The 14,973-nt window shown below is 26.1% G+C and carries 16 protein-coding genes and 1 pseudogene; 4 read left to right on the top strand and 13 right to left on the bottom strand.

Translation table 11 applies throughout. The annotated features are described in order from the left end of the window. Window positions 1–155: 155 nt before the first annotated feature. From H9660_RS07235 to H9660_RS07210, 6 genes are all read right to left on the bottom strand, one after another. On the bottom strand, window positions 156–1,046 hold the full coding sequence (locus H9660_RS07235; protein WP_191749700.1) for an undecaprenyl-diphosphate phosphatase: 891 nt from the start codon (window positions 1,044–1,046) through the stop codon (window positions 156–158). A 93-nt stretch (window positions 1,047–1,139) separates the two neighbouring features. After that, a complete protein-coding gene (locus tag H9660_RS07230; RefSeq protein ID WP_191749699.1) occupies window positions 1,140–2,228 on the bottom strand; it encodes a hypothetical protein in 1,089 nt (362 codons plus the stop codon). Window positions 2,229–2,289: 61 nt separating this feature from the next. Further along, window positions 2,290–4,131 (bottom strand): tetratricopeptide repeat protein, encoded by a 1,842-nt coding sequence (locus H9660_RS07225; RefSeq protein ID WP_191749698.1) that lies wholly within the window; start codon window positions 4,129–4,131, stop codon window positions 2,290–2,292. 145 nt (window positions 4,132–4,276) lie between these two features. Then, the gene (locus H9660_RS07220; protein WP_191749697.1) at window positions 4,277–5,065 is read right to left on the bottom strand and encodes an ABC transporter permease; all 789 of its coding nucleotides are present in this window, start codon (window positions 5,063–5,065) and stop codon (window positions 4,277–4,279) included. Beyond that, on the bottom strand, window positions 5,058–5,825 hold the full coding sequence (locus H9660_RS07215; RefSeq protein ID WP_191749696.1) for an ABC transporter ATP-binding protein: 768 nt from the start codon (window positions 5,823–5,825) through the stop codon (window positions 5,058–5,060). Before H9660_RS07215 ends, H9660_RS07220 begins: the two co-directional genes overlap by 8 nt. A gap of 57 nt (window positions 5,826–5,882) precedes the next feature. After that, window positions 5,883–6,908 carry an ABC transporter substrate-binding protein gene (locus H9660_RS07210; RefSeq protein ID WP_191749695.1) on the bottom strand — a complete coding sequence of 342 codons (1,026 nt, stop codon included), beginning with the start codon at window positions 6,906–6,908 and terminating at the stop codon, window positions 5,883–5,885. Window positions 6,909–7,065: 157 nt separating this feature from the next. Between H9660_RS07210 and H9660_RS07205 the strand changes: the two genes are divergently transcribed. Then, entirely contained in the window at window positions 7,066–7,239 is a 174-nt protein-coding gene (locus tag H9660_RS07205; protein ID WP_191749694.1) for a hypothetical protein, read from the top strand. A gap of 15 nt (window positions 7,240–7,254) precedes the next feature. Further along, window positions 7,255–7,500, top strand: coding sequence for a spore coat protein (locus H9660_RS07200; protein ID WP_191749693.1), 246 nt, complete (start codon window positions 7,255–7,257; stop codon window positions 7,498–7,500). A gap of 73 nt (window positions 7,501–7,573) precedes the next feature. Here the strand turns inward: H9660_RS07200 and H9660_RS07195 are convergent, their stop codons facing one another. Then, complete coding sequence (locus H9660_RS07195) at window positions 7,574–7,921, bottom strand: DUF2500 domain-containing protein (protein WP_191749692.1); 348 nt, start codon at window positions 7,919–7,921, stop codon at window positions 7,574–7,576. Window positions 7,922–8,031: 110 nt separating this feature from the next. After that, window positions 8,032–8,172: a hypothetical protein gene (locus H9660_RS07190; protein WP_191749691.1), complete on the bottom strand. Its 141-nt coding sequence runs from the start codon at window positions 8,170–8,172 to the stop codon at window positions 8,032–8,034. Between the two features lie 193 nt (window positions 8,173–8,365). On the opposite strand from H9660_RS07190, the gene H9660_RS07185 reads away from it, so the two are divergent. Continuing rightward, on the top strand, window positions 8,366–8,878 hold the full coding sequence (locus H9660_RS07185) for a DUF6241 domain-containing protein (RefSeq protein ID WP_191749690.1): 513 nt from the start codon (window positions 8,366–8,368) through the stop codon (window positions 8,876–8,878). Window positions 8,879–8,991: 113 nt separating this feature from the next. Continuing rightward, the gene (locus H9660_RS07180; RefSeq protein ID WP_191749689.1) at window positions 8,992–9,585 is read left to right on the top strand and encodes a maltose acetyltransferase domain-containing protein; all 594 of its coding nucleotides are present in this window, start codon (window positions 8,992–8,994) and stop codon (window positions 9,583–9,585) included. Window positions 9,586–9,704: 119 nt separating this feature from the next. Here H9660_RS07180 and H9660_RS07175 read toward each other — a convergent pair whose 3' ends face one another. The 5 genes and pseudogenes from H9660_RS07175 to H9660_RS07155 all read right to left on the bottom strand — a co-directional run bounded on the left by H9660_RS07175 (window position 9,705) and on the right by H9660_RS07155 (window position 14,826). Beyond that, entirely contained in the window at window positions 9,705–10,343 is a 639-nt protein-coding gene (locus H9660_RS07175; protein WP_191749688.1) for a TraR/DksA C4-type zinc finger protein, read from the bottom strand. Between the two features lie 331 nt (window positions 10,344–10,674). Continuing rightward, window positions 10,675–10,950 (bottom strand): annotated as a pseudogene (locus H9660_RS07170) (CoA-transferase); the annotation flags it as partial. 555 nt (window positions 10,951–11,505) lie between these two features. Then, the gene (gene codA / locus H9660_RS07165; RefSeq protein ID WP_191749686.1) at window positions 11,506–12,771 is read right to left on the bottom strand and encodes a cytosine deaminase; all 1,266 of its coding nucleotides are present in this window, start codon (window positions 12,769–12,771) and stop codon (window positions 11,506–11,508) included. Between the two features lie 12 nt (window positions 12,772–12,783). Further along, window positions 12,784–14,031, bottom strand: coding sequence for a cytosine permease (codB, locus tag H9660_RS07160; protein WP_207729437.1), 1,248 nt, complete (start codon window positions 14,029–14,031; stop codon window positions 12,784–12,786). 366 nt (window positions 14,032–14,397) lie between these two features. Further along, complete coding sequence (locus H9660_RS07155; RefSeq protein ID WP_191749685.1) at window positions 14,398–14,826, bottom strand: hypothetical protein; 429 nt, start codon at window positions 14,824–14,826, stop codon at window positions 14,398–14,400. Window positions 14,827–14,973 lie beyond the last annotated feature (147 nt).

The raw sequence follows: 14,973 nt of genomic DNA, 5'->3' as shown, positions 1-14,973 counted from the left end.
CTTAAGTATACCCTTATTTAATAAAAGAATTTTTTAAAAAAGTATTGACTTTTTATAACTGGTCTATACATTAAAAAAGATATAGGATAGCTATTATTTTAACTTTCCTATATCTATATCTATATTTATAATATATTTTATTAAATATTCTAATTTTATATTGTTAAAGTTACTATTCCTGCAAGTGATAATGCAAATAATACTATTCCTGCAATGACTCTATAGATAGCAAATATTCTCATTGGTTTCTTCTTTAAGTAACTTACAAACATATCCATAACAACTATTGATATTATAAATGCCACTATAAAACCTACTATTAACGCTACTATAAAAGTAGAATTCATTTGTGAAAAATCATAATTAAATAAATCTATAGCAGAAGATCCTATCATAGCTGGTACAGCTAAGAAAAATGAAAATTCTGCAGCTACAGGCGTTGAAAGTCCTGCAATCCATCCACCCATTATAGTAGATGCACTTCTTGACATACCAGGCCACATAGCTAAGACTTGAAATAATCCAACCTTTAAGGCTTGTATTGGAGTTATATCAAATACATCTGTAGTTGCTATATTACCTCTTTTAGAAACTTTATTTCTAAATCTATTTTCTATCACTATTAATAATATACCACCTACTATAAAACCAACCACTACAGCTGAAGGTTTAAATAAATCTTTTATATTATCATATAAAGTTAATCCAACTATTAAAGCTGGAATTGAACCTATTAATACGTTCATTCCAAATTTAAAACCTTTTTCACCTTTTTTGCCTAATGTAAATATAAAAGTAAAAAACTCTACAACTGCTCCCCATAACTTATTCCAATATAAAACAACAACTGCAAGTATAGCTCCTAGTTGTATTACAACTTCAAACATTTTAGCAAATTCCTCTGCTCCGGGTGCTCCCGTTCTAAATCCAATTAAACTTCCTACTAAGATCATATGTCCAGTTGAAGATACTGGTACAAACTCTGTTAATCCTTCTACTATAGCTATTATTATAGCTTTAAATATGTAGATAAAATCTAAACCCATTATTTTTCCTCCCTTATAACTTCTTGTCCTACAACAAAATTATTATACCTTGATATATAAAAGCTGTCCATTATATAAATACTTAAAATTTCATTATTTAAATTTAATTTCAATACTACTTATCACATCTGTTCCATTTAGTGATAACTTAATATTATTATTTCCTTCTGAAATAACAATATCTTTATATTTACTAACATTAATAAATTCTCCATTATTTTCACTTATATAATACTCATCCAATATCTTTCCATTCTTAAATCCTCCTATTATAAAGGATTTTTCCTTTTCATTAATTTCTTCGCTTTTTTCTTGTTTCTTCATTATAACTATATAAGCTTTTTCATCATCTTTAATTATATTTTCTATTGGATTTTTATTCATTAAATCTTTATTTTCAGTAAATATTGTTGGTGGTAAATATTTACCCTTAAACTTTAAAGTTATATCATTTTCATTCTTTATATAAGTTATATAACTATTACTTTTTTTCATAGTTGAAGTATTATCTATACTTATTGTATAGGTATATAAAACTTTCTTAAGCATTGGAATATAATCACTTCTTTTACTATTTCCTGTATAATTTAAATTTCTTACATCTATATCTAATAATTCCATTGAACTACAAGGAAATCCACCATTATCAAAATAACCTCTATCAATAAAATCTATCATTATCCATTTATTATATTCTTTACTCCAAAATTCTACTACATAATAAGATTTTTCCTTATTAAATGAAACATTAGATCTTTTAAATTCTCCAAGTCTAGATGTATATCCTAAACTTGCAAGAAAATCTCTATAAATTATTCCAAGATCTCTAGCCGATGCTTTCTTACTTCCATTTTTATCATTTAAAATATCAAAACCATTTATTTTATCAGAACTTTCTATATCATCAAAACTTATTATTTCATTTAATACTTCTGAAACTTTAATTGCCTTTTTAACTAAATCTCTTTCCTCTTTAACCTTTGACTCTAAATTATAAGTTTGTTTTAATATCTTTATCTTATCATCGTCTTTATCACTATAAAAAAACTCAATATTATTATCATTGTAGATGTTATCCCATTTTTCTATATATAATTCATCTTTAAATTTATTTCTAAAAAATAATGTAAAAATAATAAAAACAAGAATTATAATTAATATGATTTTTTTATATTTTCTCATAAAACCCCTCCATACTTATGCAATTTTATTTTATTTATAAAAAAAGTGCTAAAAAGCACTTTTAATAAATTAATTTAATTCCTTTTTTATCAAATTCTTTCTCATTATCATTTAAGAACTCTTCATAAATTACTTTTGCATTATTGTAATTCTCAATTAATTTTCCCTTTATTTCTTCATCTAATGCTGCTGACATTTCTGTATACGCTGCCTTAATATTATCGTATCCTCTTGATATATCATTTTCTACAACCATATAATACCAAGCTGCATTATTTAATGCAATTGAATCTTTTTCATCCATTGAGTATGCTTTACGAGTAAGCTCAATACCTTCCTCATATATACCTTTATCTAGATATAATGCACCAAGTGTTCTATAATAAACTTTATCATCCTCATTTATATCAATTGCATTTTCTAAAATCTCTATAGCTTCATCAATTTTATTATCTTTTATATATATATCTACTATTTTACTATAAAGTATTTCATTATTATTAAAACTTAATCCAAGATTATAATAATCTATAGCCTTATCATTATTAGATGCGTATGTGCTATAATAATCAGCTAAATTTACTATTATTTTATAATTAAAAGGTTCTCTTTTTAATGCTTCCCTATAATATACTTCCACAGGATTAAAATTATTTTTATTTTTTAAAATTTCAGGAATTAATATACCATAACTTTCTGAATAGTTATCATTTGCATTAATACTCTTTTTAGCATATACCAAAGCTTCATCATAATTTCCATTATTTATTGCTCTTAATGATGATAAATAATATGTCGTATAGGATTCTTTATTAATACTCTTTTGTTTATCTATTGCATCATCTAAATTTTTAACAGCTTCTTCTTTATTATTTAAATTTTTATTTGCTATATATTTTACATAATCAGTACCAATATTATTTATTCCTTCAAGCTCTAACTTATCGATTAAATCGAGTGATTTATTTGCTTCAGTCTTTTCCATCGAATAAGCAAGAGCTAAAAAAACTTTATATGAATCTTCATTTAAATCCTTTGATTTAGTTTCAAGCTCTTTAATTAAAGATGATTTATCAAATTCATATGCACTTTCTATTACATAATATATCTCTAATTCATTTTCATCTAAACCCCATGCTTTTTTAAGTAGTTCTATACCACTATCCCACTTCCCTAATACTATGTTCATATTAGCTAATACTGAAAGATCATAAGCAGATTTTTCATCTACTGAATACTCTTCTAAAATTGCCTCTGCTTTATTAGTATTACCTTCAGCAATGCATGACATAAACATAGTTTTTAATATGTCTTTATTTTCTCCATATTCACTAATATAATCAGCACCAAAAGATATAGCATCTTCATATTGTCCATTTAAATTAAATGTGAATAACATAGAATTTATTAATTCTATATCCTTTTCCACTACTTTATTATATCCTTCTTCTTTTACTATTTTATCCCTTTTTACAATAACCTCTTTTAGTAAAGTATTAGATTTATCAATCTCTCCCATTAAAGAATATATATCAGCAATTTTTACGGTCCATTCTGGCCAACTATCCTCAATTTGCATCTTTTTATATTCTTCTATAGCCTCATCATATTTATTTTGATAATATAGCTGTTCCGCTGAATTTTTAGTTATGTTAACTTCTTCTATAGTTGTAAATGAATTAATACTTAAAATCATAGCAAGTACAAAAAGACATGATGCTGTTATAACAACTATTGGTTCAACATATTTATTTTTTGAATTTACTTTTTTGTATTTATCTCCTATTTTTTTTAATATACTCTTTAAACTTTTATAAACCGGCTTAAATATATTATTAAATCTTTTAAAAAACGATTTCAAACCTATATTAAACTTAGAAAAAAGTCTTTTTACTTCTTTCATAACTCCCTCCAAAATAACATATTTAATATGTTTTCATATATATATTTGATTTTAACAAAAATCCGCTATATTTACAATTAATATTTTGTTACATTTTAATACTACTAATACTATTTTGACAGTATTAGTAGTATTATTAATTTTCTTAATTTATATTTATTAATTTTTCTTCTAATTTTGATACAGCCTTATACATTATAAAAGCTATTACCGAAAGTATAACAATACTCATCATTACCATATCTAACTGTGATATTTGTCCACCATAAACAATTAAAAATCCTAAGCCTTTTCTTGCAACTAAGAACTCTCCCATAATAACTCCAACCCAAGACAAACCTACATTTATTTTAAGTGCCGATATTATAACTTGGATATTAGCAGGAAAAACTAAATACTTAAGTGTTTGAAATTTGGATGCTTGTAATGTTTCCATAAGTTTTAATTTACCTTTATCCACTTCATTAAATCCAGTTAAAACAGTAATTATAGTTGTAACTATTGATATAAGAAGTGCTATAACTATTATTGCCGTCATTCCATTACCAACCCAAAATATTACTATTGGAGCTAATGCAACCTTAGGTAATGCATTTAATACTACTAAGTATGGATCTAACACCTTTGATACGAAAGGAGACGCCCATAAAATTATTGCAATTATAGCTCCGAGTACTGTTCCTAATGTAAATCCTAAAATAGTTTCATAACAAGTTATTAGTATGTGACTAAATAAAGTTCCTTCTTTAATAAATGATATTAAAGAATTTAATATTCTACTAGGACTAGATGTTAAAAAGGGATCTAATATATTTAACCTAGCTAATACTTCCCATAATGCTATAAAAATTACTAGAATAGCAATTCTAAACATAGTAATGCTTATTAATTCCTTTTTAACTTTTTTTATATATTCTAAATGTTCATTACTCATTAACTATGTCCAGCTCCTTCCATAATATATTAAAATATTCATTAAACTCAGCTTCTTTTCTTCTTTGAAATGGAGTTGCTTCCTTATTTTTAAAATCTATTTTTATATCAAGCTTTATTCCTGCTGGTCTTTTAGTAAGAACTATTATTCTATCAGAAATAGATATAGCTTCTCCTAAATCATGGGTTACCATTATAGCAGTTTTATTTTCTCTTTTTATTATTTCTTTTACATCATCACAAACCTTTAATCTAGTTTGATAATCTAACGCAGAAAAAGGTTCATCTAGAAGTAACACATCTGGATTTAATGCTAATGTTCTTATTAAAGCTACCCTTTGTCTCATACCTCCTGATAACTCTGCTGGCTTATGATTTTTAAATCTACCTAATTGATAATTTTCTAAAAGAACTTCTGCTCTTTTAATATTTTCTTCTGTATCTAATTTTTTAATTTTAAGGCCAAGCATTACATTACTTATTACTGAAAGCCATTCAAATAAATAGTCTTTTTGAAACATATATCCCATTTTATCTAATCTATTTTTAATATTCTCATCATTATAAATAACTTGTCCTTCTGATGGCTTTAATAAACCACTAATTATATTTAATAAGGTTGATTTTCCACAACCTGATGGTCCAATTATACTTACGAATTCTCCTTTTTCAATAGAAAAATTTAAATTGTTTATAGCCTTTGTTTCTGTTTTTAAAGAATGATAGGTTAAGCTAATATTTGAAATATTTATTAAACTCATTTGTAAAACTCCTTTCTATATGTACAGATAGCTGCCCATAAGGGCAGCCACTAAATGCTATTTTTTCATTGATTCTTCTGCAAAACTATTATTAACTATTTTGTTAAAATCAGGCCTATCAGATAGTAAACTACTATCATAGCTTTCTATAACATCCATTAATCTTGTTAAATCCTCTTCTTCTATTGTAGGTTTAGTTGCAATAGCATCTATTTCTTTATAGTTTTTAACTACAGAAACAATAATATCTTTATCTGTTCCTGGAAAGAAAGAAATTATTGAATCAGCTATTTCTTCATTACTATGAGTTTCAACCCATTGTTGTCCTTTATAAATTGCATTAGTAAAACTTTGAATTATCTCTGGATTTTTATCCATATAAGACTTAGTGGCGAAAAAACAAGTGTATGGTAAATCTCCAACCTCTCTACCTATAGATGTAATTATTTTTCCAGTGCCTTCTTTTTCAAGCATGGAAGCTGTTGGTTCAAATAGTGTAACATACTCTCCTGTTCCAGCTTTAAAAGCACCTGATGTAGCTGTAAAATCAATATTAGTTACCATATTTACATCAGTTTTAGGATCTAAACCATTTAATTTAAGTGCATATTCAAAAGCCATTTCTGGAACTCCACCAGGCCTTCCACCTATTATTTCAGCTCCCTTTAAATCAGACCATTTAAAATCTTCTTTAGCTTCCCTTCCAACTAAAAAAGCTCCATCTGTTTGAGTTAATTGTGCAAAAAGAACCGGATAATCCTCTCTACCTTGATTATTAATGTATACAGTTTGCTCAGGTCCACAGAATCCAATGTCAGCATTTTTACTTAGAACTTGCTGCATTGTTTTATCTGCACCTTGACCTGTTGATAAGTCTATTTCTAATCCTTCTTCTTCAAAAAATCCTTCATTTATTGCTACGTACATAGGAGCATAAAATACTGATCTTACTACTTCATTCAACCTAATTTTTGTTAATTCTTTTGTTGTATCGACAGTTTTCTTAGTACAAGAAACTAAACTTAAAGTTGTTATTCCTACTAAAGCCATTATTGAAGCAATTTTAATTAATTTGCTTTTCATTTAACCCTCCATAAAGATTGTTTATTTCTATATGATTTATAATATGAAATGATAGCAAATTTTGTTAAAAAATAAGATATTTTAATTTATGAGTTGCTATTTTTACAAGAATATATTTTCTTACCTATACTAATACTAATTTAGGAGGTGATTTTATATGACAGAAAAAGAATTATTATACATAACTGATGGTTTAGGTCACGAAAAATTTATGGAAACTATTTGTAAAGAAACTGCTACTAAACTACAAGATTCTGAGTTAAAAACTTTAATTACACAATATGAAGCTAAACATAAAGAATTATTTGGTAAACTATATTCTCTACTATAAAAGGAGTGTTACAAAATGGATGATAAATGCTCATTAGAAAATATTCTTCAATTAACTAAAGGTGCTTCTGATTTATATTTACATGGTACTAGTGAATCTTCTACAGAGAATATACACCAAGTTTTTCATGATTTATTATGCGAAACTTTAAAAACTCAACATGAAATATATAAAAAGATGGAGTCTAAAGGATGGTATCCAGCTGAACAAGCTGAAAATCAAAAAATTCAACAAACTAAACAAAAATACTCAATGCAATAACTAAATAAAAAAGGAAATTATAAAAATATTTTTATAATTTCCTTGTTATAGTTATCAACTTAATTAGTAATTTCTATTTTCTTTTAAAATCTATAAATCGTGTTCCTTGGAAAGATAATATACCTTTATCACCTTCTGCTAATAATCCATATTCTCTTCCTGACATCTTAAGCTCTAACCTTTCACCATTAATAAATTCAAATGTTGTATAATAAGTAGTCGATGTTGACATATGATTCTCATGATTATTATGTGATACTGATGCTCTTTTTGATACAATTGTTGCTTCTACTGGTGTAATAGGTTGTTTATTATTGTAATTCCATTCCTGAATACTCTTTATAATTGCAAATATAAAAAAAACTATAAATACTATAAAAAATATTGGAAAAATAAATGAAAATAAATCAAACATATACATAGTAAATTCCTTCCAAATTTATACTTTAACTATATTTTATATTAATAATTTCTTATGTACAATATAAATAAATATTTATATCAATCTATACTTCATATTTTATATAATTACTAATTCATAGTATTTTCTTTATGCCCACACTCACTACATTTATAGTATTCTTTCCCATATTGATTATTATCATAAGCATATTCATAAACTTTCATTTGTTCACCACAAACTGGACAAATTTTTTCTTTTACATTCTTCAATCTACTTCCTCCTTTATATCTTTAAAAACTTTATTATAAGCTATATTATAATTTTATACTTGTCTTATTTAAATCGCTACATTTTTTCTAAATTTAAACAAAATAAATTAATAAATATATATTCTTTATTTAATTTAAAAATCATGTTCGGATATAAATATAGACCTTTTATTTTTACATATTTTGGATTATAATGAAGTTACTACTATTTAAGGAGGTAATTTATATAAAAGTATTATTAAAAAATAGAATATTTATTACAATATTGACTACTATTTCATTAATATCTATTAGTATATTTTCATTTTTTGTTTATAAACAAATTGATTCTGGTAATTTAAAAGCTAAATCTAATATATCTGAAATAAAAAAATTAGATAAAGAACTTTCAAAGGATAATTCTGATGTTGTTAATGAAGATATTTCTTATTCTATTGATGATATTTATGACATACTTCATAGAATGAGTAATACAAAAATAATTGCAGCAGATAATCAAGTCTGGGGAAAAATAGAAATAACTAATGACTATGTATTATCTCTAAAAAGCTTTATTGAAAAATTTGATTATACAGATAAAGATTATTTGCTAGAAGTTCTTAATAGATGGGAAAATAATGATTTCTCTAAGGCTGTAGAAGAACATAATTATTTTTGGAAAAAGCTTGGTGGAACTGTAGGTAAAGCAATTTCTCTAAAGGAATAGAAGGGGTGTATAGACATCACCTTCTATTTTATTTATATAAACAATATCAATCTTATTACCATTTTCTTCTTAACTATGTTAGTATTTAAATATAAACATTACGGAGGTATTATATGGATATTCGAGAAAAGATGAGAAAAGGTTTAATTTATATTGATAATTATGAAGATTTGATAAAAGAGAGACTTAAAGGTAAAGAATTAATTTATGATTATAATAATACTAGACCTAGCGAGGAAGAAAAAAGAAAAGAAATATTACATAAGTTATTTGGACATGCTGGTGAAAATATATGGATAGAACCACCTTTACGTGTTGCTTATGGGAAAAATGTTCATATTGGTAATAATTTTTATGCTAATTTTAATCTTGTTTTAGTAGATGATATTGAAATCTTTATTGGAAATAACGTTATGATAGCACCTAATGTAACTATAACTGTTACAGGGCATCCTGTTCACCCTACTCTTAGAAAAAACGGTGAGCAATTTTCATTTCCAGTAAAAATTGAAGACGATGTTTGGATAGGTTCTAATGTAGTTATACTACCTGGTGTAACTATAGGAAGAAATTCTGTTATAGGAGCTGGTAGTGTTGTAACTAAAGATATTCCAGAAAATGTTGTTGCTGTAGGAAACCCTTGCAAAGTCCTAAGAGAAATAACAGATAGAGATAAGGAATATTATTATAAAGATTTCAGAGTATAATTTTAAAACTAAATAAAATTTTTTAATATATTGTAATAAAAACAGAAGATTTTCATACTAAAATCTTCTGTTTTTATTTAAAATCTTATAATTAATGACTTTAATATAGAAATACTGTGCTAATCAGGTAATTGATTTTTATATTGCTCGTTACTTATTCCTTCAATTTCTTCAACGTAACTACTATCATTATCACCATAATTGTTATCATCATTATAACTATAGTCATATTCAGGTGAATTTTTTACTTCATTAAATCTTCCTACAGCTTGATAACTATCTTCTTCATCAAACTCTACCTCATCTTTATCCCCATATCTAGATTTATGACCAAATGGGTTCCCAATTACACTTTCTTCTATTACTCTCTGATTAGAATTATAAGTTTTTACATCACTAATAACATCTTCACAGCTTATACAATTTATTGCATAAGGTAAAAAGTCTAGTCTTTCTTCATCAATCTCCTTACCACATACTTTACATTTTCCATAACTTCCATCTTCTACAGCTGTAAGCGCTTCATTTATTTTAGATAACATTGATGCTTCATTTGCCTCTAATGCTCTTCCCTTTTCCACTTCAAAATTTTCACTTCCCATGTCAGCTGGATGATTATCATAAAATGATAATTCGCTGGCGCTTTCAGAATTAAATTTAGTCATTCCATTATCATTTAATTGTTTAATAACTTCATTAACTTTATTTTTTTCTTCATTAAGCTTATTTTTATAGTATTCCATTTTTCCCTTTTCCATATAAATCATCCTTTCAAAATAATGCTTAATTATATTCTTCCTAAAAGATGAATTTTTAATAAATTAATTTATGGAAACTATTTTTTATAAACTAGGATCATTATATATAACCTTCTAAATATCTAATTCTATGACTAAAAAAGAAGATACCATAACTCTATATTTTGATGGAAGTACAAATACTATATTATGTACTTATATCAAAAAAGCTACAGTATCAAACTCTCTATTTATTGTAAATTACTTTAATTAAGTATTCTCTAAGTTCTTTATTAGATTTATCTATATCTTCTTTAGACCATTCAAAAAAGCCTTTTCCAGATTTAAAACCTAATTCACCACTATTCATTTGTTTACCTGTTTCTGGATTTAATTCTATATGAGATGTTATAATTTTCTTTACTTGCTTATTAACAATTAATCTACCTAAACCTTTATTAGGAAATGAACTATCATTCGCTATAATAGTTAAATACTTTACATTTTTTCCAATCATAGCATCAATTATAAATTCTGGTGTTCCAACTCCCATAAAGCCACCTATCATAACAACCATACCATCTTTAATATTTTCTATTACATTATCTATAGTTTTTACCTTATCCACTTTATCCTCCTAAACTCTCATTCATTTACTATTTATAAAAGCAAGTTATGTGCCAAGCATCGCCAAAATTCATATATATATAATATTTCCTCTGTATTTCACTAATAGCCTTGTTTTTTCATATTTTCTCCTTTATTATTTCCACTATATTTTATAAAATTTTAGTTTTAAAAAGCCTATTTTCCTACTACTTTATTAAAAACTAATGCACTTATGTATTAATTTTACAGTTTTTAAAATTAGTATTTGTTTATGGCATGTTAGGGTAATACAAAAAGTATCTCTTGATACATATTTGTATTGCAATTAAAAGGCTTCTATTTACTATAAATAAAAAAAGAGATAAACATTATATTCCTTGCTCCGTCGCATGCGCTCCAAGTCTCCGTCACCCAATGTTTATCTCTTTGCAAACTGAAGGAAGGAAATTATTAAAATTCTAATTCTTACACTACAAATTTTACTACTCTCATAAAATTATCTACATTTTTTCCATATATATAATTTCCTAAAAAATAAAAAAGAGCTAGAATCTAATCTAGCTCTTTTATAAATCTACTTTTTAAAATTAATTTCTTTTTCTTCATTTATATTTATAAATGCCTTACTTGGAATGGTTTTAGCTATAACTTTTCCTTCTCTTATAGAATATAAAACTTCAGCTCTTCTTCTAACAGCATCATAACCACTTTCAGCATTTAATAAAATTAAATTACCTGGTTTACCTATTTCTATTCCATATTTATCTTCAATATTTAAAGCTCTTGCACTATTGCTTGATATAAATTTTAAAGATTCATTTATATCATCATATCCCATCATTTGACACACATGTAATCCAAAATGAACTACTTCTAACATATTTCCTGTCCCCATTGGGTACCATGGATCAAATATATCATCATGTCCAAAACATACATTTATTCCTGCTTCATTAAGCTCTTTAACTCTTGTAATACCTCTTCTCTTAGGATATGTATCAAATCTTCCTTGAAGATGTGTATTTACTAAAGGATTAGATACAAAGTTTATTCCAGACATTTTTAATAATCTAAATAACTTATATGTGTATGCATTATTATAAGATCCCATTGCAGTAGTATGACTAGCTGTTACTTTATTTTTTAGTCCTGTTTCTAAAGCTCTTGCAGCCACTACTTCTAAAAATCTTGATTGTTCATCATCTATTTCATCACAGTGAACATCTACTAAAACATCATATTTTTTAGCTAATTCAAAAATCTTATTTATAGATTCTACTCCATACTCCCTTGTAAATTCAAAGTGAGGTATTGCCCCTATTACATCTGCTCCTAGCTTTATAGCTTCTTCTACTAATTCTAAACCATTAGGATATGAAAGTATTCCTTCTTGTGGAAATGCTACTATTTGTAATGTAACATAATTCTTTACTTCCTCTCTTACTTCTATCATTGCTTTTAATGCAATTAAGCTTTCATCCGTAACATCTACATGAGTTCTTATAAATTGAATTCCATTTGCTACTTGCCATTCTATAGCTTTTTTTGCTCTAGTTTTAACATCTTCCTTAGTTAAAAACTCTTTTCTCTCTGACCATCTTTCAATTCCTTCAAAAAGAGTTCCACTCTTATTCCATTTAGGCTCACCAGCTGTAAGAGTTGTATCTAAATGAATATGTGGTTCTATAAAAGGAGCTGAAGCTAAGGCTCCATTTCCTTCTATAATTTCTTCATTTTCTAATTCATTTAAATTTTTATCTATTTCTTTAAACTTTCCATCTACTATTCTTATATCAAATAATCCTTCTCTATCTAAAAGTCTCACATTTTTAATTAGCATATTATCATCACCTTATTTATTAGTTATTTTTGTTCCTATTACATAAACTAAAATTGTTGTAATTATTGCATTTAATGCTATAACTCCAACTGTTATAACATTGGCTACTATAAACCCTGCTAAAAATGCTATTATAGCAACCCAATTTACTTCTTTGAATTTTGTATTTTCAATGTTATCATATTTTCTTTTCTTTATAAAGAAGAAATCAGCGATAATTATTCCACCTACTGGAGGTAACATTGAGTTTAAAAAAGTTAAGAAAGCCGTAAAATTATTATTTAACCAAATTGCTCCTACAGTTCCTACTAACCCACTTACAATTACTAATTTCTTTTTAGGTAACTTAGTTATATTAGAAAGACCAAGTCCTGCTGTATATATTGCATTATCATTTGTTGTCCAAATATTAAGTCCTAATACTAATATTGCAGGTATTATTAAACCTTGTGAGAACATTACATCTGCTATATCTGAGTTTCCTGTAACCATTGCTCCTATTGCTCCAAATAAGAACATTAATGAATTTCCTATAAAGAATGCTATAACAGTTGTTGATACAGCAACTTTTTTATTTTTTGAAAATCTTGCAAAGTCTGGTGTAGCAGTTCCCCCACTTATAAATGAACCTACACATAAAGTTACTGCTGTTACTAAAGCCATTTTATTAGTTGGTTCAATATTCATTAATCCTTGAACTCCACCTACTGAATTAGCTGCCATTGCTGCTGATGTACTACCTAAGACTGCTATTGCTGGTACTGCTATTGCACTTAATATTGTTAGTGACTTCATTCCAAAGTAAGCCGTTGCTGTCATTAATAATCCTGTGATACCTACTAGTAAATATAAATTTATATTAAATCTATTTGCAACAGGTATTGCAAACATTGCTATTCCAACTCCAAACCAACCAATTTGTGTAACACTAGTTATAAATGATGCTAAATATGAACCTTTTTTCCCAAATGAATATCTAGCAAGTAAATGCATTGAAAGTCCTGTATCAGCTCCTATATATGCTAAGGCTCCAGTGTAACAAGCTAATATTAAATTACCTATAATTACTGCTATAAAGAAGTCTTTAAGAGGTAATCCCGTCCCTAAATTTCCTCCTGTAAGCATACTTGCTGAAAAAAATGTAAATCCAAGCATAACCACAAACATTGAAAAGAACCCTTTTTTATCCCTTCTATGTACATGTGATAGCTCATAATCATGATCATTAATACTTTCTTCTGCTCTTATCTTTTGTTCCATTTTCATATCCTCCTAAATATTATCTTTAGGAAAACCAGTACTTGTTTATAAAATAAAAATGACCCTTCTATTAAGAAAGGTCGTTAATACTCAAAATTAGGTATAGTAAATTTATATCTATAATTTACTACATCTAATTATTTTATCTGCCGTATATATTCCGACCTTATTAGTATCTCTGTACTAAATTTAAAGGACTAGTTTTCTCGGCATTATTATATATTCTTATGTCGAATTATGTCAACAAGTTTTATTTTCCAATTTATTTTACTTTAAAATACTTTGTTACTTATATTTTCAAAATATAAATACTTAAATTTATATAACTTTTTAAAAACACTACTCTAAAACATAAATTAAAATTAGTTAATTATCAACTCTTAAAATATGATCAAAATTAAAATCTTTTAATTCTTCAAAATCTCTACAAGTCATAATTAAATTGCATCCATTACTTGATTTTGTTAGATCCTTTAACATATCTAAACAATTATTTTCTACTAAAATATCAAAAGAGAAATCAATTATTAAAGTTAATCCTGTTCTACCACCTATAACTATACTGATTAAAATAGTCTTTAGCCCATCTATTGAATTATTTCTCATTTTAATTATTCCACCTAGACTAGGATTCTCTGGTTTATATTCAACTCCATTAAAAAACTCATCAAAGAAAAAAACCTCTTTCTCTTCTGAGAATCTATTATAATAAATATCCTGAACAAATGAAGATTTACAAGAATCTACTTCACCACATACTAACACATTATCTTTATTAAAATCTAAATTATTCAAAATAAATCACTCCTTTAATTAATTTATCATGCCAATAACTATACCTAAAAATTTAAAATACAAATTGCACTTTTATTTTATAAAAGCATTTAAATCTCCAAATAAATTTACTAAACAAAGGACGTTGAATAAATCAACATTAGACAA

The sequence above is a fragment of the Clostridium gallinarum genome, from assembly GCF_014836325.1.
In the GTDB taxonomy this organism is placed as follows: domain Bacteria; phylum Bacillota; class Clostridia; order Clostridiales; family Clostridiaceae; genus Clostridium; species Clostridium gallinarum.
The sequence above is the reverse complement of the archived record's forward strand: the minus strand, read 5'-3'. Positions and strand labels throughout refer to the sequence as shown.